Annotated in this window: 25 protein-coding genes; 15 read left to right on the top strand and 10 right to left on the bottom strand. The window is 36.6% G+C overall.

Annotation, left to right across the window (positions count from 1 at the left end):
- Both BAU17_RS03180 and lepA read right to left on the bottom strand, forming a co-directional pair.
- A partial coding sequence (locus BAU17_RS03180) for a hypothetical protein (RefSeq protein WP_161901372.1) occupies positions 1–366 on the bottom strand: 366 nt, incomplete at its 3' end.
- 109 nt (positions 367–475) lie between these two features.
- Positions 476–2,305 carry a translation elongation factor 4 gene (gene lepA, locus BAU17_RS03175; RefSeq protein WP_161901371.1) on the bottom strand — a complete coding sequence of 610 codons (1,830 nt, stop codon included), beginning with the start codon at positions 2,303–2,305 and terminating at the stop codon, positions 476–478.
- A 147-nt stretch (positions 2,306–2,452) separates the two neighbouring features.
- Between lepA and BAU17_RS03170 the strand changes: the two genes are divergently transcribed.
- From BAU17_RS03170 to BAU17_RS03160, 3 genes are read left to right on the top strand one after another with little or no spacing between them, the layout of a single operon-like run.
- Positions 2,453–3,664, top strand: coding sequence for a GNAT family N-acetyltransferase (locus BAU17_RS03170; RefSeq protein ID WP_161901374.1), 1,212 nt, complete (start codon positions 2,453–2,455; stop codon positions 3,662–3,664).
- Between the two features lie 28 nt (positions 3,665–3,692).
- Positions 3,693–4,190 (top strand): nucleoside 2-deoxyribosyltransferase, encoded by a 498-nt coding sequence (locus tag BAU17_RS03165; protein ID WP_161901370.1) that lies wholly within the window; start codon positions 3,693–3,695, stop codon positions 4,188–4,190.
- Complete coding sequence (locus BAU17_RS03160; protein WP_161901369.1) at positions 4,180–4,845, top strand: DUF2238 domain-containing protein; 666 nt, start codon at positions 4,180–4,182, stop codon at positions 4,843–4,845. The genes BAU17_RS03165 and BAU17_RS03160 overlap by 11 nt, the downstream gene beginning before the upstream one ends.
- 57 nt (positions 4,846–4,902) lie before the next feature.
- Here the strand turns inward: BAU17_RS03160 and BAU17_RS03155 are convergent, their stop codons facing one another.
- The gene (locus BAU17_RS03155; protein WP_161901368.1) at positions 4,903–5,091 is read right to left on the bottom strand and encodes a hypothetical protein; all 189 of its coding nucleotides are present in this window, start codon (positions 5,089–5,091) and stop codon (positions 4,903–4,905) included.
- Between the two features lie 448 nt (positions 5,092–5,539).
- Here BAU17_RS03155 and BAU17_RS14095 point away from each other — a divergent pair, with 448 nt between their 5' ends.
- The gene (locus BAU17_RS14095) at positions 5,540–5,935 is read left to right on the top strand and encodes a CPBP family intramembrane glutamic endopeptidase (RefSeq protein ID WP_202622271.1); all 396 of its coding nucleotides are present in this window, start codon (positions 5,540–5,542) and stop codon (positions 5,933–5,935) included.
- Positions 5,936–5,964: 29 nt separating this feature from the next.
- Positions 5,965–7,308: a CapA family protein gene (locus BAU17_RS03145; protein WP_161901367.1), complete on the top strand. Its 1,344-nt coding sequence runs from the start codon at positions 5,965–5,967 to the stop codon at positions 7,306–7,308.
- Between the two features lie 57 nt (positions 7,309–7,365).
- On the opposite strand, the gene BAU17_RS03140 is transcribed toward BAU17_RS03145, so the two are convergent.
- Together BAU17_RS03140 and queG are read right to left on the bottom strand one after the other, a co-directional pair.
- Complete coding sequence (locus tag BAU17_RS03140) at positions 7,366–7,698, bottom strand: hypothetical protein (protein ID WP_161901366.1); 333 nt, start codon at positions 7,696–7,698, stop codon at positions 7,366–7,368.
- On the bottom strand, positions 7,695–8,876 hold the full coding sequence (queG, locus tag BAU17_RS03135; RefSeq protein ID WP_161901365.1) for a tRNA epoxyqueuosine(34) reductase QueG: 1,182 nt from the start codon (positions 8,874–8,876) through the stop codon (positions 7,695–7,697). Before queG ends, BAU17_RS03140 begins: the two co-directional genes overlap by 4 nt.
- 111 nt (positions 8,877–8,987) lie before the next feature.
- Here queG and BAU17_RS03130 point away from each other — a divergent pair, with 111 nt between their 5' ends.
- Complete coding sequence (locus tag BAU17_RS03130; RefSeq protein ID WP_161901364.1) at positions 8,988–9,488, top strand: AAA family ATPase; 501 nt, start codon at positions 8,988–8,990, stop codon at positions 9,486–9,488.
- A 141-nt stretch (positions 9,489–9,629) separates the two neighbouring features.
- Entirely contained in the window at positions 9,630–11,111 is a 1,482-nt protein-coding gene (gene thrC, locus BAU17_RS03125) for a threonine synthase (RefSeq protein ID WP_161901363.1), read from the top strand.
- A 38-nt stretch (positions 11,112–11,149) separates the two neighbouring features.
- Here thrC and BAU17_RS03120 read toward each other — a convergent pair whose 3' ends face one another.
- From BAU17_RS03120 to BAU17_RS03100, 5 genes are all read right to left on the bottom strand, one after another.
- Positions 11,150–11,332, bottom strand: a complete 183-nt coding sequence (locus BAU17_RS03120; protein ID WP_161901362.1) for a hypothetical protein — start codon at positions 11,330–11,332, stop codon at positions 11,150–11,152.
- A 93-nt stretch (positions 11,333–11,425) separates the two neighbouring features.
- Positions 11,426–12,565, bottom strand: coding sequence for an amidohydrolase (locus BAU17_RS03115; RefSeq protein WP_161901361.1), 1,140 nt, complete (start codon positions 12,563–12,565; stop codon positions 11,426–11,428).
- Positions 12,566–12,576: 11 nt separating this feature from the next.
- Positions 12,577–13,398, bottom strand: coding sequence for a MetQ/NlpA family ABC transporter substrate-binding protein (locus BAU17_RS03110; RefSeq protein WP_161901360.1), 822 nt, complete (start codon positions 13,396–13,398; stop codon positions 12,577–12,579).
- Positions 13,399–13,607: 209 nt separating this feature from the next.
- Entirely contained in the window at positions 13,608–14,369 is a 762-nt protein-coding gene (locus BAU17_RS03105) for a tyrosine-protein phosphatase (RefSeq protein ID WP_161901359.1), read from the bottom strand.
- A gap of 117 nt (positions 14,370–14,486) precedes the next feature.
- Positions 14,487–15,185 (bottom strand): TIGR00266 family protein, encoded by a 699-nt coding sequence (locus tag BAU17_RS03100; RefSeq protein WP_161901358.1) that lies wholly within the window; start codon positions 15,183–15,185, stop codon positions 14,487–14,489.
- Between the two features lie 134 nt (positions 15,186–15,319).
- Here BAU17_RS03100 and BAU17_RS03095 point away from each other — a divergent pair, with 134 nt between their 5' ends.
- From BAU17_RS03095 to BAU17_RS03060, 8 genes are all read left to right on the top strand, one after another.
- Positions 15,320–15,844 (top strand): RDD family protein, encoded by a 525-nt coding sequence (locus tag BAU17_RS03095; protein WP_161901357.1) that lies wholly within the window; start codon positions 15,320–15,322, stop codon positions 15,842–15,844.
- A 77-nt stretch (positions 15,845–15,921) separates the two neighbouring features.
- A complete protein-coding gene (locus BAU17_RS03090; RefSeq protein ID WP_202622270.1) occupies positions 15,922–16,776 on the top strand; it encodes a glycosyltransferase family 8 protein in 855 nt (284 codons plus the stop codon).
- A 19-nt stretch (positions 16,777–16,795) separates the two neighbouring features.
- Positions 16,796–17,113: a MazG nucleotide pyrophosphohydrolase domain-containing protein gene (locus tag BAU17_RS03085; protein WP_161901373.1), complete on the top strand. Its 318-nt coding sequence runs from the start codon at positions 16,796–16,798 to the stop codon at positions 17,111–17,113.
- 41 nt (positions 17,114–17,154) lie between these two features.
- Positions 17,155–18,021 carry a diaminopimelate epimerase gene (dapF, locus tag BAU17_RS03080; protein ID WP_161901355.1) on the top strand — a complete coding sequence of 289 codons (867 nt, stop codon included), beginning with the start codon at positions 17,155–17,157 and terminating at the stop codon, positions 18,019–18,021.
- A gap of 66 nt (positions 18,022–18,087) precedes the next feature.
- Entirely contained in the window at positions 18,088–18,393 is a 306-nt protein-coding gene (locus BAU17_RS03075; protein WP_161901354.1) for a hypothetical protein, read from the top strand.
- Between the two features lie 74 nt (positions 18,394–18,467).
- Positions 18,468–18,692: a DUF2829 domain-containing protein gene (locus BAU17_RS03070; RefSeq protein WP_161901353.1), complete on the top strand. Its 225-nt coding sequence runs from the start codon at positions 18,468–18,470 to the stop codon at positions 18,690–18,692.
- Complete coding sequence (locus BAU17_RS03065; protein ID WP_161901352.1) at positions 18,689–19,429, top strand: 3-oxoacyl-ACP reductase; 741 nt, start codon at positions 18,689–18,691, stop codon at positions 19,427–19,429. Before BAU17_RS03070 ends, BAU17_RS03065 begins: the two co-directional genes overlap by 4 nt.
- Before the next feature lie 123 nt (positions 19,430–19,552).
- Entirely contained in the window at positions 19,553–20,062 is a 510-nt protein-coding gene (locus tag BAU17_RS03060; protein WP_161901351.1) for a QueT transporter family protein, read from the top strand.
- Positions 20,063–20,115 lie beyond the last annotated feature (53 nt).

Here is a 20,115-nt window from a genome sequence, read left to right as displayed (position 1 = left end):
AAATTGCTCAAAACTAAGTATTTTTCCTTGTAACAAGTCATATAAATTTTCTAGCTCTTCTGCATAATTATTTTGTAGATGTATTTTAGGGACATTGAGTAAACATGTTAATAATTTTCCATATTCTTCGTCATTTATAACAGATACAAATACATTAGTCACTTGGGTATTGCTTCTATAGGTCCAGTACGAAGTAAAAATAATTATAAAGATTGGAAAAAAAGCTAATTCTGCCATCTTAGATAGAAAGTCTTCAGGCTGAAAGTACCATGCTCCGATTATAATTAATGCTACTGAAATAAAAATAGAAAAATAGATATCTCTTTTAGTTCTTCGTCCCAACTTACTAAATCTAGTGATTTTCATATAAAATTCCTCCTACATTTTTATTTTAAATCCCTATGGCGGAATCGTTGGATTATCGCCATAGGGAAGGAAAAAGCTAAAAACTAAAAATTAATTAATTTTAACATTCTTATTCATCATCGTCCATCTTAAGAACCGCCATGAACGCGTCCTGCGGCACTTCGACTGAACCGATTTGTTTCATACGTTTTTTCCCTTCTTTTTGTTTCTCTAGTAATTTACGTTTACGAGAAACATCACCACCGTAACATTTGGCTAATACGTTTTTACGTAAGGCTTTAATGTCAGAGCGGGCCACAATTTTTTGTCCGATAGCAGCTTGAACAGGTACTTCAAATTGTTGGCGAGGAATCAGTTTCTTTAGTTTTTCGACGATTGCTTTGCCTCGTTCGAAACCAAAGCTGCGGTGAACGATAAAGCTTAGTGCATCAACTTTTTCACCGTTTAGAAGGATATCCATTTTGACTAGATTGCTTGTACGATAACCCGCCATTTCATAATCTAATGATGCATAACCTTTCGTGCTTGATTTCAGTTTATCAAAAAAGTCAAAAACAATTTCAGATAGTGGAATTTCATAGACGACATTTACTCGATAGTCATCTAAATAGTCCATCGTAATGAATTCACCACGTTTACGTTGAGAAAGCTCCATAACAGCTCCGACATAGTCGTTTGGAACCATAATTTGTGCTTTAACGTAAGGTTCTTCCACGCTACTGATGCTTACTGGATCTGGAAATTCAGCAGGGTTATCCACAACGACAGTGGTGCCGTCTGTTTTTTGTACATGATAAATTACCGATGGGGCTGTTGTAATTAATTCTAAGTTAAATTCACGTTCTAGACGTTCTTGAATAACGTCCATATGCAGTAGACCTAAGAAGCCACAACGGAAACCAAAACCTAACGCTTGAGATGTTTCAGGTTCAAATTGTAAGGCTGCATCGTTTAATTGTAACTTCTCTAAGGCTTCACGTAAATCATTGTAACGAGAAGTATCGATAGGGTAGAGACCACAATAAACCATCGGATTCATTTTGCGATAACCTTCTAGTGGTTCTGATGCAGGATTATTTGCAAGTGTAATCGTATCACCGACACGCGTATCTTGGACGGTTTTAATCGCTGCAGTGACATAACCAACATCACCAACCATTAAATAATCACGCTGAATCGGTTTTGGTGAGAAAACACCAACTTCTGTCACGTCAAATGTTTTGCCATTACTCATTAATTGAATCTTATCCCCTGGACGTAAGACACCATCCATGATACGAATATTTAATACAACACCACGATAAGCATCGTAAACAGAGTCAAAAATCAATGCTTTAAGTGGCGCTTCAACGTCTCCTTGTGGTTCGGGCACGAATTCAACGACTTGTTCCAAGATGTCTTCAATCCCGATTCCAGCTTTCGCACTTGCTAAAACCGCTTCACTAGCGTCAATCCCAATGACATCTTCAATTTCTTTGCGAACACGTTCTGGATCGGCTGCAGGTAAGTCAATTTTATTAATGACTGGTAAAATTTCTAAATCATTGTCTAATGCTAAATATACGTTAGCTAAGGTTTGAGCTTCGATACCTTGGGCAGCATCAACGACTAAAACCGCACCCTCACAAGCAGCAAGACTTCGAGAAACTTCATAAGTGAAATCGACATGTCCAGGAGTGTCAATTAAGTGGAAGATATACGTTTCTCCATCTTTGGCAGTATAGTTCAACTCAATGGCATTTAATTTAATGGTAATGCCTCGTTCTCTTTCTAAATCCATAGAGTCAAGCAGTTGAGCTTGCATCTCACGAGAAGAGACGGTATTCGTTTTCTCTAAAATACGGTCAGCTAAAGTCGACTTTCCGTGGTCGATATGAGCGATAATCGAAAAGTTACGAATCTTTTCTTGACGCTTTTTTAATTCTTGTAAGTTAGGCATGGATATATTCCTCATTTCTTTTAGTCAACTTTTATATTATACCAACGAAAGACTAAGATTTAAAGAGTTTTGTCATAGCTGAAACAAACAAAATTTATTTATTTTTGCTATACTATTAGAAAATAAGAGATGGGATTGAAAATGACAATGGAAAAACCTTTTCAAAATTTGACACTTCGTTCAGTAGAAGAAAAAGACGTCGCTCAGTTCAATGAATTATTGAGTTACGTTTTCCAAGTAACTGAATCCGATATTGAAGAAAGTGGCTTTGAAAATAAACGAGAAATGATTAAATCAAAGAAACCAATTTTAGAATTATCCAAGGTGTTTGGTTGGTTTAATGACGAACAGTTGGTATCACAGATTGCCATTTATCCTTGTGAAGTGAATATTCATGGAACATTATATAAAATGGGTGGTGTCACCGGTGTCGGGACTTATCCTGAGTATGCAGGGCATGGCTTGATGAAAGAATTGATTCGTGTCGCTTTGCAAAATATGCGTGATAACCAACAATGGATATCTTATTTGTATCCGTATAGTATTCCTTATTACCGTCGTAAGGGATGGGAAATTATGTCAGATAAATTGACCTTTAAAATTCGTGATACCCAATTACCTAAAACAGTTGAAGTCCCAGGTAAAGTTGAACGACGAGATGTGGATCATGAGGATGTTTACTGCGTCTATAACCAATTTGCAAAAGAGAATCATGGTGCATTACAACGCACGCAATTTAATTGGGAAGAATATTGGCGCTATGAGAATGAAGACGAACGGACTGCTGCTATTTATTATGATAAAGATGGGCAACCAACAGGGGTGCTTTTTTATTGGATTGCCGAAGAAGTCTTTCATATCAAAGAAATGTTTTATTTAAATCAAGAAGCACGTAATGGCTTATGGAACTTTGTATCAGCACATTTTTCAATGGTTTATTGGATAAAGGGGAATATTTATAAAAATGAACCATTGGCATTTTTATTGGAAGACAGCCAAATTCGTGAGACAATCGAACCTTATTTTATGGCACGCATTGTAGATGTGAAAAGATTTTTAGAAGACTTTCCTTTTAAGCCGTTTAAAAAACCATTTCATTTCGTTGTAGAAGATCCTGTGGCAGAATGGAACACAGGGGTGTTTAGTTTGGTATGGCACGAGAATCAATTACATGTATCCGATGAACGAATCGGTGATGCGGTTCATTTAGATATTCAAACATTAACTTGTTTATTAATGAATTATCGTCGTGCTGCTTATTTAGCAAGAATTGAACGCATTCAAACGACAGAAGAAAATTTGCGTACTTTAGAAAAAATTATCCCTGATATGGAAGCATATTTCAGTGATGACTTTTAAAAAACTTTTATATTTGGAGGAAAAACACATGAATATTTATTTTGCAGCACCTATGTTTGCGAAAAGCGATTTGTTATACAACGCTTATTTAGTCAATCAATTAAGAGAAAAGTATCCAGAAGTTTCGATTTACTTGCCACAAGAAAATGAAGCAATTAATGACAAAACAGCTTATGCAGATAGTCAAATGATTGCTTTAGCAGATACCGAAAAGGTTCTGGAAAGCCAATTAATGATTGCTTTGCTTGATGGAATTACAATCGATGCTGGTGTTGCTTCTGAAATTGGGGTAGCATATGCTAAAAACATTCCTACTTTAGGTTTATATACGGATACACGTCAACAAGGGGCCGATAACCAAAAGAAAATCGAGGCGCTACAAACGATTGGTGAAAACCAATTCCATTATTTGAATCTTTATACCACAGGTTTAATTAAATTAAACGGCACTATTTACGCTTCAGAAGAAGAGTTGTTAACAGGTGTCTCAGCATTTATCGATAAGGAGCCAGCAAATGACATATAATAATATCCGTCGTGGATTACTGATATTCGGTTTCGCAACTTTACTTTTTAACATCAGTGAATTTTTTTGGAGCAAAGCAAGTCCGTTAGCGATTCTGGTATCTATCGTGGAGTGTTTATTAGGCATTGGGCTGATTTATGGACCAGAGTTTTTTAAACGTTACTTTAAAATTGTTTTCACGCATCAATTAGTATACTTTTATTGGTTGTTTTTATTCATGTCAGTCTTTTTAGGAACTTGTCTGCATATGATGGATATTGTTCCGTTTTGGGATAAGATTTTACATCTGACAAGTCCGATGATTTTAACTGCTGTCGGCTATGGTATCTTAGGGACTTTGTTAGAAGGCATTGACACAGAGATTCGTCATATTTCTTCTTGGGTCTTTTTGCTGTTTGGTTTTGCCTTTGCAGGTGTCTGCGGTGTTTTCTGGGAATTTTGGGAATGGTCATGGGACGCTATCGGAAATATGAATTTGCAACGTTATATGACGATTGATGGTGTTGAATTTGTTGGTCATGCAGCTTTAGCTGACACAATGGGCGATTTATTGATTAATACGATAGGGGCAATTTTAATGGGTGTCTATTCTTGGAAACAACAACTTAAAAATCCTGATTATTTTGAAGGGTTTTTAATAAAGATTTTAAAATAATATTCAAAAAGGAAAGAGTCTTAAAAAACTCTTTCCTTTTTAATATCTATTAAATGTCTAGTGGTCTTTTAATTGTTCCGTTACACCAAGAGTGACAATTGGATCTTCGTCAAGCGCGTTGTCATCTTTTGTTTCGGGTGAATCATCTAAATTCAATTCCTCTTCAATGGCATCAATTTTTTCAAAAGGATTTTGTTGCTTGCGTTCTTCAGCTAACTTTTCTAATTTGTCATCAGGGATAGTCATGTTTGTCGCCTCCTTTTCTTTTTATTATAACAAATAGGGGGAATTTAACAAAAGAAAACGTTTTTTTTGATACAATCATTATACAGGGAGGTGTAGGCGTATCACACATTTGTTAGATTATCTATGGCGAATTTTTCCTGGGATAGGATTACTATGTCTGACGTATATTTTATTTCCTAATAAAAAAACTATTTTGAAGATGTTCTTGCTGATTTTTAGTTTTATTCTTATGCGAGATGCGATGACGCCATTAGGTTTTTGGCATTTTGGCACAACTAAGTCTATTATATGGTTACGTTTTATAGATGATTCTTTTATTTTGTTCACACTGGGAGTGGTATCCCTTGTTAGTTCAGCAGCGTTATATATGTATGATTCTGAGTTAAAAGATAGATTAATGTGATTTACACACAGTTCAAAGATAAAAGCAATTTTTGTCGGCTTATTTATGCCGATTATTGTCATTTTACCGTTTGTTGTGTTTTATTTTTCGAAGCCAATTGCCCAAAGAGGCGGAGAAGTCCCGCTTTCAATCATACCGTCATTATTGATTTTTTCTCTTTTGGGAAACTTTTTAGAAGAGCTTTTATTTAGAGGGTATGTACAAAGTTACTTGAGGGAACAAATGATTGGTAGATGGCGAAGAATCTTATTGTCAGGTCTGTTTTTTTCAGCCGGTCATATTTTTTTAGCTAGTACGGTAACAGATTTAGGGTTAATCATTTTATTATTTACGTTTTGGGAAGGATTTATTTGTGCGCTAGTATATGAAAAATATGGCATCATTTCAGCAACATTGACCCATGGCTTAAGTATTTTTCTATTGTCATCGGGATTTCTTTAAACGATATTGAGAAAAGATGGAGGATAAAGATGAAGGAGATAGAGGAAAAGAAGAAGATAACGATATTTCTCTTAGTGACTATTTTAGGAATTGTTAGTTTATTGACAATAGTGAAGGTTGGGCAAACCATTTCATCAAAAGAAGAGCCAACAAATGAGAAAAAAGTAGAAACAGTAGATGAACCATTATCAGAGCCATTACTAGGCTTAGAAGAAAAAGATAGCACGGATGACACACCAAATAAAGAAGGGGAGTTTGTCTTACGTTCGGTGGGAGATGTGCTAATACATGAGACAGTCTCTGAAATGGCGGATGTTGAGAGCGAATTTTATCGTGATGCTGTGAAGCAACTTGAAGCAGATGGGATTGACATCAGTAAAATTTCGAATAAGCCAGCGAAAGAAAAAGCAAATGAAAAACAATATGATTTTGCACCAATGCTGGCTAAAATCGCGCCTTTTACTGAATATGCAGATGCGACGATTGCCAATTTAGAAGTCATTACGGCGTATCCTGAATTACCGATATCGGGTTATCCCCAATTTAACGCTCCAAGTTCATTATTGACAAATATCAAAAAGATTGGTGTCGATATTGTGAGTAATGGGACGAATCATACTCTTGATTATTATAGTGAAGGAGCACTGCAGTCCATTGATCATATTTGTGATGCTGATTTAATGTATGTAGGGAGTTATCAAAGTCAAGAAGATCAGCAAACACCGCGAATTATTGATCAAAATGGGATTAAAGTTGGCTTTTTGACCTATTCTTATGGTACGAATGGTATTCCAGTAGAGGCAGGGAAAGAGTTCACGATTAGTTTAGTTGATATTGACAGAATGGTTGCAGAAGTAAAAGAATTAGATAAACAAGTCGATGCAGTGGTTGTTACCTTACAATTAGGACAAGAATACGATACGTTACCAGATGATAACCAACGCTTTGTTTTTGAAATGCTAAGTGAAGCAGGGGTGAAACTGATTTTAGGTGGGCATCCGCATGTTCTTCAACCAATGGAATGGTATAACGGAAAAGAAACGTTTGCTATTTACTCGCAAGCAAGTTTTTTATCAGGCCAAGTAAATGCCGATAATAAGCAAGGTGGTATTACAGAAGTGACCTTTAAACGTCAAGAAGATGGCGAAGTGGCTGTTACTAATCCTAAATTTATGCCTATTTATATCGCAGGTATGGAGCATGAGACGATGTTTGAGGTTGTGCCTTACGCAGATTATGCCAAATATCAGATACCTGATGGACAAACGTGGTGGGAGACCATTCAAGCAAGAATGACTACGTATACAGATGAGTTTGACTATGTCACTCATTTAGAAACAGCACGTACAAAAGAAGCACAAACACACCGCTAAACTAGCCGACCGCTGTGAACAAATCGAGGCTCACGGTGGTCGGCTGGTTTGCTTCATTTACATCGGATGAAAGCCATCCAAACGCAGACTAATGTAAAAAAGACAAGCAAATAAATTAACGCCAAATAAAAGAATGTTCAAGGTATAAATACCGAGAAATATTTCAGTTGCGGTAGCGATTAAGTTTTTTCGAGTGATGAAAAGTACTGCAAAACTTGCAAGAGATACAATAAACCAGCCTGCTTGAAAAATATATAATATAGAAAGTGGGATGGTATCTGTCATCTCTAAATTACCAAAAGGTGGATAGATAAAACCAAAGAATACAGATCCTATTAAAAAAACAATCATTGTCAAAACGAGCGATTTATTCAAACGACTTGCGTTCATTTTGCCCCTCGCTTAGCTGCTTGTTTTGACATTTGAGTGGTTAATAAATCCAAAGTTTCTTCTAGTTCCACTAAGACTTCTTCATCCGTTTCAATTTCTTGCATTTCTTGCAATTGCTTCATGTATTGTTCTGGATTACGTTTGGTTAATTGTCCGATTGCCCAAACTGCTGTTCCGCGAATCACTGGTCGCTGATCACCTAAACAAGCTTCGATTTCAGGAAGTGCTTCACGCCCACCTAAATTGGCAAGAGCAATTAAGGCGTTTCGTTGTAAAGGCTTCTTGCCACGCCATGAACCAGCTAAATGGCCAAATTGTTTGCGGAATTCTTTATTGGGAATCGTGAGTAAAGGAACGAGTTTTGGAAAGACTTCATCTACTTTTGGCTCCATTTCTTCATGAAAATGAAAATCTTTGCCTTTATTATACGGACAAACACGTTGGCAAATATCGCAACCATAAATCGTATTACGGATTTTACGACGGTATTCTTTGGGCATCATGCCTTTGGTTTGTGTTTGATAGGACAGACATTTTTTAGCATTCATCCGACCATCACCTAATAAGGCCCCTGTTGGACAACCAGTGATACAGCGCGTACAATCCCCACAACCATTGGGTACTGGTTCATCTGGTTCGAATTGAATATTCGTTACAATTTCACCTAAATAAACAAACGAACCGAACTCTTTAGTAATCAGGAGTCCGTTTTTGCCAATGAATCCTAAGCCCGCACGTTGTGCTACGGCAACATCAACTAATTCGCCCGTATCGACTTGAGGGGCGAAACGCCACTCAGCCTGTTCTTGCTCAGAAGCAGCTTCAGATTTAATAAAATCAATCAGTCGTGTCAAACGATCTTGTAAGATATGGTGGTAGTCCATCCCCCAAGAAGCCCGTGCAAATTGTCCACGTTTTTCATCTCGAGGAACTTCTTCATGAATTTTAGTTGGATAAGCAAGAGCAATTGCAATAATACTTTGCGGATTTTCAAAGGTTTTTTCCAAATAAATCCGTTCATCGATATTTTGGTGTTCAAAACCAGAAGTATGGCCTGCTTCTCGTTGTTCGATTAATGATTCTTTTAAATGCTCAAAGGGCTCTGCAGTAGCAAAACCAATTTTATCGATGCCTAATTTTTTGCTTTCAGCAATAATTTTTTCTTTTAAAGTCGGCATAGAAATCCTCCGTTCGATCAATTTCTCTTGTTACTATATCATATTTTTAAGAAACCGCGTTGAAAGATAAAACATAAATAGCATATTTATAATCAGAAAGGGGAAATACTGTTGAAAAAGCTTATTTTTATCGGTGGAACTATGGGTGTTGGGAAAAGTACGGTAGCTAATAAGTTAAATCAAGCCTTAGAAAACTCGATTTATCTAGATGGGGATTGGTGTTGGTATATGCATCCTTGGCAATTTAATGAAGAAAATAAACAAATGGTGTTAAGGAATATCCAATATTTACTTCAATCTTATATAGACAATTCAAATTTTAAACATATTATTTTTTGTTGGGTAATGGATGAGCAAGAAACGATTGACTTGATTTTAAGGCAATTAAACTTAGCGAACGTCGAATTTGTTTCTATATCATTGATGGCAAACGAAGAAACGTTAAGGAAGAATATTGAAAAAGATGTTACAAGAGGCTTACGTGATGAAAATATGATTGTAGAATCAATTAATCGAATAATCAAATATACGAAAGTTGATTCTATCAAGATTGATACATCAAACAATACGATTCAAGAAACAGTAAATCAAATCAAAACATCTCTCAAATAAAATTCAAAGCAGAGAATGAAAGTCTGAAACAATTAGATGAAAAAAACGCAAATTTCTTTCATAAAAAGAGAGTTCATTGTAGTCTATTCAGAAAATAAATGATAAAATGGTTAAAATATATTTATTAAAGGAGAGCCATGTATGACTTTATTATACAAAAGCACACGGAATACAGACAACGTTGTACCAGCTTCACAAGCGATTTTACAAGGATTAGCGACTGATGGTGGGTTATACGTTCCAACTGAATTGCCAAAACTTGAATTAAATTTTGATGAATTAGCACAAAAAAGCTACCAAGAAGTAGCCTATCTAATTATGAGTGCTTTTTATCCAGATTTTACGGAAGAAGAATTGCGTTATTGCATTGATTCAGCGTATGATACAAAATTTGATGATGCAGCGATTGCACCTGTCGTAAAAAAAGGAAATGACTATTATTTAGAATTATTCCACGGATCGACCATCGCGTTTAAGGATATGGCGTTATCAATTTTACCTTACTTAATGACGACTTCTGCTAAGAAAAACGGCGTGGATTCAGAAATTGTCATCTTAACAGCGACTTCTGGTGATACAGGAAAAGCTGCGATGGCTGGTTTTGCCGATGTTCCTGGAACCAAAATTATCGTCTTTTATCCAAAAGATGGCGTAAGTAAAATTCAAGAGAAACAAATGGTCACTCAAAAAGGGGACAATACCTACGTGGTAGCTATTGATGGGAACTTCGATGATGCGCAATCAATGGTTAAATCGTTGTTCAATGATGCAGCCTTAAAACAAGCACTAGCAGACAATGGCAAACAGTTTTCTTCTGCGAATTCAATCAATATCGGTCGTTTAATTCCACAAGTGGTTTACTATGTCTATGCTTATGCCCAATTAGTGAAGCAAGGGGAAATTAAAAACGGAGAAGAAATCAATGTATCTGTCCCAACAGGTAATTTTGGTAATATTTTAGCTGGTTATTATGCCAAACAATTGGGGGTACCGTTTAAACAATTAATTTGTGCGTCAAATCCGAATAAAGTTTTAACGGACTTTTTCCAAACAGGTGTTTACGATCGCAACCGTCCATTCTTTGTGACTTCTTCACCATCAATGGATATTTTGATTTCTAGTAATTTGGAACGTCTAATTTTCCATTTAACTGGCGATGATGTCGCACAAACGAATGAATTAATGAATCAATTAACTTCTGAAGGAAAATATGAAATTACGCCAGAAATGAAAGCTCGTTTAACCGATTTTATCGGTGATTTTGCTACAGAAGAAGAGACCAAAGCAACGATTGAGGAAATCTATCAAGAAGCTCAATATGTCTTAGACCCACATACAGCGGTCGCAGCAAGTGTCTTAGCGAAACATAAAGAAGCAAACACTCCGTCTTTAGTCGTTTCAACAGCAAGTCCGTATAAATTCCCACGAGTGGTCGTTGAAGCACTAACACAAAAAGAAGCAACAAAAGATGATTTCGATTTGGTTGATGAATTATATCGTCTATCAAACGTGGTCATTCCACAAGCAGTGACTGAATTGTTGGATGCACCTGTCCGTCATAATCGTGTGGTTGCTGTAAACGAAATGAAACCTTGCGTCACAGAAATTTTAGCTATTAAATAATGAAAAGAACTGATGCCCAACAACGAGCATCAGTTCTTTTATTTTTTCTTCATCATAGTCATGATTGTAAGTGGAATCGTTAAAACGATATATCCAATTACACTAACTAAGAGTATGAAGAGCCAACGGTTGGATACAGAGAAGAAATCAGTTAGCGTTACCGCAATAACAATTGATACCAAGTAACAAACAAATAGTTGCACAAAACGTTTTACAGACAATGTATTAACCTTCTTTGTAATTTAATCGTATTTATTTTAACCAAAAAAGCGAGAAAAAGCCAATATCTTTTGAAGGACATTGGCTTTTTCTCATTAAAAGGGGAGTGTTTCCAATAAAGTTTCGACAGCTTTCAAGTAATAATTCACACTATAAATGAGTGCGTCATCATCAACTAAGAAAGCTGGATGGTGTAGAGGGATTTTTTTGCCTGTTCCAATAGAGGCAAAAAAGGTTGGTACATATTCTTGATAGAAAGCAAAATCTTCGCCACCTAAATTACTTTCTAATGTCACAAACTCGCTTATTTCTGAGATAGCCGTGGTCAATTTAGCGTATAGGTTTGCATCATTTGTCACGGGTCCTGGTCCAGTGACCCAATCAATTGTAACGGTTTGTCCATAGCTTGTCGCAAGTCCATACACAATTTGCTTCAATTGCTTGATAATTGTCTGGCGGACAGTTTCGTTAAATGTGCGAATCGTTCCTTCGAAACGAAAATCAGCCGGCAAGACATTCCATGTTTGTCCAGCTTCGACATGTGTAATGGATAAGACAGCTTGTTCGCTAGCAGATACGTGACGTGTGATAATTGCTTGTAAGTTGGAAATAATCTGAGCCCCCGTGACAATCGGATCGTTGCCTTGATCGGGATGCGCCGCATGACTGCCAACACCGTGAATGGTAATATCGAAGCGGTCGACACTCGCCATTTGACGGTCTAAGCGTGCACCAATTGTACCTAATGGTAAATCGGGTGCATTATGAAAGCCAACAAGTGCATCCAACTGTCTTATGTCGGTCGCTTGAATCACTTGCTTTGCTCCTTGAAAGACTTCTTCTGCAGGTTGGAAAATCAAACGAACTTTCCCTGGTAAATTCACTTCATGTTGTTTCAGTACAGCGGCCGTACCTAATAAAGAAGCTGTATGAAAATCATGTCCACACGCATGCATCACACCCGAATGGAGGGAAGCATAAGGAAGCTCGGTTAATTCATCAATCGGCAACGCATCAATGTCTGCACGTAAACCAATGATTTTTTCATCTGATAAACCAATTTCAGCAATGACGCCTGTTTTTAAATCAGTGTCTAGAATTTTAATCTGACGTTCTTGTAAAAATTGTTTAATAAAGGCAGTTGTTTGCCATTCTTGATTGGACAACTCGGGATGCTGATGAAGATGCTGTCTAGTTTCTTTTAGTTTTTGGAAAAATGCTTTGTCTTGAAACATTCAAACACCCCTTATTGTTGTAAGTCTGCTGGAATAAACCAGTAGTTATTTTCGTTTTCACCTTTTAAAAATTCCGCAAATTCATCGGATTTGTATGCATCGACAATCGCTTTTGCCCAATCGGTGTCCGCATTTTCTTCATCAACGGTTACGACTAATTCATATTCTTTCAAGATGTCTTCGCTCAGTAAGCTATCTTCTGCAGGAATATCAGCACTGTAGACGATACTTCCAGGAATTACACCGTAATCAATATCTTCTAGACTACGAGGGATTTGTGCAGAATTCATTTCGACAATGTCTAAATTCAAAGGATTCTCAGCAATATTACTAGAAGTTGCTTCAATCGGGTCGACATTTTCATCTAAGGTAATCCAACCTGCTTTTTCCAGCAGTAGTAAGGCACGAGCTGCATTGGAAGCATCGTCAGGAATCGCTACTACATCGCCTTCTTCAACGGCGTCTAAATTATCTTTTCGACCGCCAAAAATTCCAGCAGGAACAGTTGGAATAGAAACTAAGCCAACTAAATTTGCATCTGAATTTTCATTGAAGTTTTCTAAATAAGCAGTATGCTGATCCACATTGACGTCAATATCTCCGTCATTTAATGCAACGTCTGCTTGAAGCAAAGCATCAAAGGGTGTTTCTTTTACGGTATAACCATCTTCTTCTAAAATAGGTTTGATACCATCTAAAAATAGTTCGCTATACGGGCCTGGAGAGGTCCCAACACGGATCTCCTTATTTTCTGTTTCATCCCCACTTCCACAACCAGTTAATAGTAATGTGCTAACCAATCCAATTGTACCAATTGTAAATAACTTTTTCATTTTCCATCCTCCTCGAATTCATATGTATCAACCAATAGCTATTTGTTTGATTTGAATCTTAGCAAACAGTTTGGAAGTACGCAATGACAGAAAAAAGCCAAGTATCTTATGATAGAAAGGCGCTATCATATAAAAAATCCCGTCAAATCAATGACAGGATTTTAAAAGGGGCTCTTTTGATGAGAAAATAACGAGAGACATATAATAAATCAATCAACTAAAATAAGTCTTCGTAAATCTTCTTGCATGCTTGGTGAAATACGTAGACTATCTTTTAGATAGAGTTCAATACCACCAAATTCTTTGTCTACGGTTTGATAAAATGTATCTAAAAATGGAGCTTCAACATTTAAAGCGACTTCCAGGGCTTCAACAACGCCTTGATTTGCGCCATTATCTATGGCTAATTGAATCACTTCTTGATTTTCTTTTACACGAAATTTATTTGTCGCTAAGTAATCTTGATAAATGGTCTCTTTTGGTACGTTCAATATTTCTAATAAGAGTGCAGCTGAGATACCTGTACGATCTTTTCCAGCAAAGCAGTGGAAGAGGAAACTGTTTTGTTTAGGGATACTTAATGCTGTTTCAATCATTTGGGTAAAGCCAGCTTGTGCAGATGGATTGACAGTCATTGTCTGATAAATCGTGTGCATATATTCTCTTGAGCGCTCAGCAGAACCAATTTTGATAAAATCATCCAAACTAGCACCTTCATCTGTGATATCTTTAAAGATATCAATATGAACGTAATCTGTTTTTTCAAAAACTTTATCGGGACGTTCGGTTACCTCATCTAACGAACGTAAGTCGACAATTTTTTCTAAATGAAACTCATTAAGTAATACTTGTTGCTCTTCGATAGAAACACGTGATAACTCGCCAGACCGCAATAATTTTTTATCGGAAATTCGTTTGCCATCACGTGTAGTTAATCCACCTAAATCTCTAAAATTTGTAATAGTTTCCATTGAAAAACCTCCATTTTTTTACGATATTACTATTTTATCATAAAAAAGATGGAATATTTTATAGTAAATAAAAAAAGAATGCAGATATATTAATCATACATTCTTTTCTAATGCTATTTAACTACTTTTAGAGGGGATGAAGCGTTGAATATCATCGGCTAGATTTCTGACGTTGCGTGTTTGAATTAGAACTTTACCAGAGCCGTTAAACTCATTGACGATTCCTTCGCCTGATGTAAAACCAAACATCCCTGAAGCGATGCGAATTTTATAGTTCAAATTATCCGACCATGCTAGGACATGCTCGTTGTCAACAGTTAACGGTTGTCCAGGTTCGACAGTCAATTCTACAATATCACCAAAACTAGCAATCAGAATATCTCCTGTACCAGAAGTCTCCATAACAAAGAGACCACCGGTTCCTCCGAAGAATGCTTTACCGATATCTTGACGAACCATATTGTAGTGAACCGATGGGTCGGAAGCTAAGTATGTGCCAGTGTTCAAGCGATATTGCTCATAACCAACTTCCAGTTTCATTATTTTACCAATACTGCTTGGTGCTACACCTAATTCCGCATGATTGGCATTAGCTGTTGCTTCGGTGATAAACATCGATTCGCCAGAAGTAATTGAACGACCAATGGCAGACATCAAACCACCTAAACCGGATTTCCCGTTATTATTCATCTTGCCTTTAATATCCACGTTTCTTGAGTAAGCCATGGCACCTCGCTCTAGATTAACAACTTCGCCGTTGTTCATGTGAATGACAGCCATTGGATAGGCTGTTCCACCAGTTAATTCAAAATTCATCCTAAAAACCTCCTTAATAATTTCTTTTCGTATTTATTATACTGTAAAAAGCTTGCTATTAGTGAGATTGTTTCTCGAAAGCATATTTCCTATGATAAAATTAAAAGAGAGTTTCTAAAAAGGAGAGGATGGAGATGGAAAATGTAGGGAACTTAAAAAGACGTCTTTTGGTATTGGGGATTGATTATTTATTCATTTTACTTTGGGCAGGATTCCTATTTATTATTATGATGTCGCTGTACTACTTTTTAGGGAGTATTCCAACATTTAACGAATGGCGGATGAATTTATTATCCTTAACAATGTTTGGACCAGTTTTTATCTATTCATTAGTGACTGAAACAAGTAACCAACATGCAACGATTGGGAAAAGTTGGATGAAACTTGTTGTTAACTCAACTAATAATCAACCTATCCGCTTTAGACAAATTCTAGTAAGAAATATAATCAAATACTTGCCTTGGCAGTATGCACATATGCTAATTTTTAGAGGGTTTGCCTTAAACTGGGAGCTGGATCCTTTTTGGCTAGGAATGTTTGTACTAACTTATATTCTACCGATTAGCTGGTTTGTTGTGGTAGTCATCCGAAAAGATCATCGAGGCATCCATGACTTAGTAGCACATACAATTGTAGAAAAACTAAAGAATAATAACTAGATTAGAAAAATACTTTGCGGTAAAGAAAACAAACGATATAATATTCTTGGAATGAAGCCATAATTTTTTTAGGAGGCATGAATTTGAAAGAAAAGATTGATATTCTAGTGACCCTAGATGAAAATTATTTACCCCCTTTAGAAGTGATGTTGACATCACTACATGTGAACAATCCTAATCGTCAATTTAACATCTGGTTACTACACGAACGAATTCCAGCGGAAAAAATCGAAGTACTATCATTATTTGTTGCTAGTTTCGGGTCAGAACTGTTGGTTCGAAAAGTAGATAATTTGCTAATAAAGGAGACCGTATCTATCCATGACTATCCAAAAGAAATGTATTTCCGCTTATTGTGTGGACAGTTTTTACCAGAGACTGTTAAAAGAGTGATTTATTTAGATCCAGATACGTTGATTATTAATTCGATTGAAGATTTATGGTCCTTAGACTTAGAAGGAAATATGATGGCAGCAGCTACTCATGCGGGCTTGACAAACATTTCGCACACCATTAACAATATCCGTCTAGGCACAAGCAATGTTTATTTTAACTCTGGCATTATGTTGATTGATACAGACCTAGCAAGAGAAAAAATCCAATTAGAAGCTATTTATGAGGTCATTGAAAAATTCGAAAAACAATTAATTTTACCTGACCAAGACGTATTGAATTATTTGTATGGTGAAAATATAAAAGAAATTCCTGAAGAGATTTGGAATTATGACACACGTCAATCGTTGACTTACTTTACGAAAAGTAAAGGTACCTACGATGCACGGTGGGTATTAGAGAATACAGTAATTTTACATTTTTGTGGAAAACCAAAACCGTGGAAGCAAAAAAACTTAGATAAATTTTCGGTTCTTTATGTCCATTACGAACAATTAATGAAGCGAATGAAAGACACACAAAAAGAAATTGGTGAATAATGGAAAAGGAGCAATAATGATGGACATTCAAGACTACAAATCATGGGTCATCGACTTTTACAAAAAACGAAACTGGTATCAATATAATCCATTTATCCGTATTGGATTTTTGACAGAAGAAGTAGGGGAAGTATCCCGAGCTGTTCGCAGTTTAGAAATTGGACGTGATCGACCTGATGAAGCGACACAGCCAGAACATGTTTACAAAGAAAACTTGATGGAAGAACTGGGTGATGTGTTGGATAATATTCTTGTTCTTGCTGATAAATATGATATTTCACTTGAAGACATTTTAACGCACCATCAGATGAAGTTAGAGGGGCGTTTTAAAGAATAGCGCTTGTTTACTAAAAAATAACTGACAGAGGTTGAAAAATTATGGAAAACAATCATTTTGTTAAAACACATGCATTAGGAAATGAATATATTGTCTTAAATCAAGACACGTTGACCTTTGATTTGACAGAAAAAGCGATTCAACACATTTGTAATATTAATTTCGGTATCGGTTCGGATGGGATTTTATTAAAAGTTCCATCTGATAAAGCTGACTTTGGTTTGCGTATTTTCAATCCTGATGGTTCTGAAGCAGAAAAAAGTGGCAATGGCTTACGAATCTTTTGTAAATATATTTACGATTATCATTTTACCTCTGAGAAGACATTTTCAGTCGAAACTGCTGGCGGTCTAGTGACAGCTGAAATTGTTGAGACAGTCAATGGAAAAGCTCGATTAATAACAGTAGAGATGGGGCAAGCGCTATTCGAATCAGCAAAAATCCCAACTAAATTTACAGATAATGAAGCGATTAGCCAACAATTGTTAATCGATGGGCAAGAAATTGAAGTCAATTGCGTATCGATGGGGAATCCACATTGTGTGGTGTTAAAAGATACCTTAGATATAGCAGAGATTAAAAAATACGGACCAATGATTGAAAATCATCCAATGTTCCCTAACCGTATCAATGTACAATTTGCAAAAGTATTAGCCAGAGATGAAGTTGAAATCTTGATTTGGGAACGTGGGGCTGGTTTCACTCTTGCTTCAGGAAGTTCTTCTTGTGCAGTCGCTAGTGTTCTCTTCAAAAAAGGGTTAGTCGATGATAAGCTGACGATTCATATGCAAGGCGGCGATTTAGCAATTGAGATTTCTCCAGACTATCACTTGAAAATGCAAGGAGAAACGCGACAGATTGCTGAAGGTGTTTTAAGTGAGGAATTACTCGAAGACTTGAATAATTAATTGAAATGAGAAACAAGAGTGCATGGAGAATGGGCTCTTGTTTCTATGTTAAAAGGAGAGCTAACAATGAAAGTTCTAACAATTTGTGGAAGCATGAGATATGCAAAAGAAATGATCCAAATAGCTACAGAGTTAGAGTTAAACAAGGGATATGCCGTGATTCAATGTGTGTATCCAAGCGAGGGAATGTGTCAAGAAACGGATTTCGCTAAACTGGATCAGATTCATAAGAAAAAAATTGCTATTAGCGATGGTATTTATGTAGTGAATATTGATGGCTATATTGGAACGAGTACGAGAAATGAAATTGCTTATGCATTGGAAAATGGAAAAGAAGTCCTATATCACGAGAAAATGGACGATCTACATTGATGTGAATGAAAATCCAGGATGGTTTTCCAAAGTGTTTTATGGTACAACTAGTAGAGAAAATGGAGGGATAAATCATGACATTTGAAGAAATTTTACCAAAGTTAAAGCAAGGCGAAAAAATTATTCGTGAAGGGTGGGGCGGTTTTGAGCTATATGTAACGCTTGTTTCCGGAGAGGAATATGACGGCTCCCCAGTTACACCATATTTTTTGATTAAAACAGCAGATGAAGGTTTTTCAAGTTTTGCACCAACCGTTTGTGATATTTTAGCGGACGATTGGAAAGTCGTGGAAGCATGAGTGAATTTCAAGGAAAAGTTGTGTTGGTGACGGGTGCAGCATCGGGCATTGGCTATGCACAAGCGATGGCGTTTTTAGAAGCTGGAAGTTTTGTTTTTGGTGTCGACATTCAGGAAGACTTTGGCGCGCTGAGTCAGCATTCGAATTTTCAATCATTTAGCGGTGACCTTAGTCAAGTGGCGGTTTGTCAAGAAGTCGTCAATGTCTGCCAACAGCAATTTGGAGATATCGATATTCTGTTAAATACTGCGGGAATATTAGATGAGTACAAAACAATTGAAGAAACGGATATTGAGTTATGGCAAAAAATATTGGCAACAAATCTAACGAGCATGTTTGCGATTACCAAAGTAATTATTCCACAAATGGTCAAGAACGGTTTTGGGACGATTATTAATATGGCATCTGTTGCTAGTTTTGTCGGTGGCGGTGGTGGAATCGCATATACGTCTGCAAAACATGCAGTGGCAGGATTTACCAAACAATTGGCTCTAGATTATGCAGATAAGGGCTTGCACATTAATGGACTTGCCCCAGGAGCAATTCAAACACCGATGAATGCAGCCGATTTTGCAGGTGATGGGTCTATGGCAAAATGGGTAGCAGACGAAACACCAATGAAGCGTTGGGCACAACCAGAAGAAGTCGCGGCAGTCACTTTATTCTTAGCGAGTGAACAATCATGTTACATGCAAGGGACGATATTACCGATTGATGGTGGTTGGTTGTTAAAATAAAAAAACTTTTGCAAACAGCACTTTTTTTCGTTATCATAGATACAGTGGATTTCCACACTGTGACACTTCAATCCTTTGGTCGCAGTTATTTACCAAGGCCTGTCCTTGCAAAGGAGAAAAGATATGAATAATGAAGAAACACGTTCAGTCACTCACTGGACAACACAAGAAACAGCAAAAATGGCACTAGTAACTAGTTTATATGTAGTCGTGACAATCGCATTGTCCGTTATTAGTTTTGGTGCCGTACAAATTCGGTTATCGGAGATGTTCAATTATTTGGCGTTATACAATAAGCGCTATATTTGGGCAGTGACATTAGGTGTCGTCATCGCTAACTTTTGGTCGCCGAATGGTTTGTTGGATGTTGTTGTAGGGAGTATCTGCACGTTTTTAGTGTTGGTCGTCAACCAATACGTAACGAAACGCATTAAAAATATGAAATACAAAATGGTTGTTACTGCCATCGTTTTTGCTCTGTCGATGTTTACCGTCGCAGGTCAATTAACTATCTTGTACGATTTGCCATTCTTCTATAATTGGTTAATTATCGGAATAGGTGAGTTGCTTTCAATGACAGTCGGTGGAATTATTATATATGCTGTAGGCAAAAAAATTGATTTAACAAAATAATTTAAACGCGTATCTAGGATTGAAGATACGCGTTTTTTAATTTATAATAATAT

This window comes from Candidatus Enterococcus willemsii (assembly GCF_009933335.1).
In the GTDB taxonomy this organism is placed as follows: Bacteria; Bacillota; Bacilli; order Lactobacillales; family Enterococcaceae; genus Enterococcus_F; species Enterococcus_F willemsii.
Note: the sequence above shows the minus strand (reverse complement) of the source record. Positions and strands in the feature narration are given on the sequence as shown.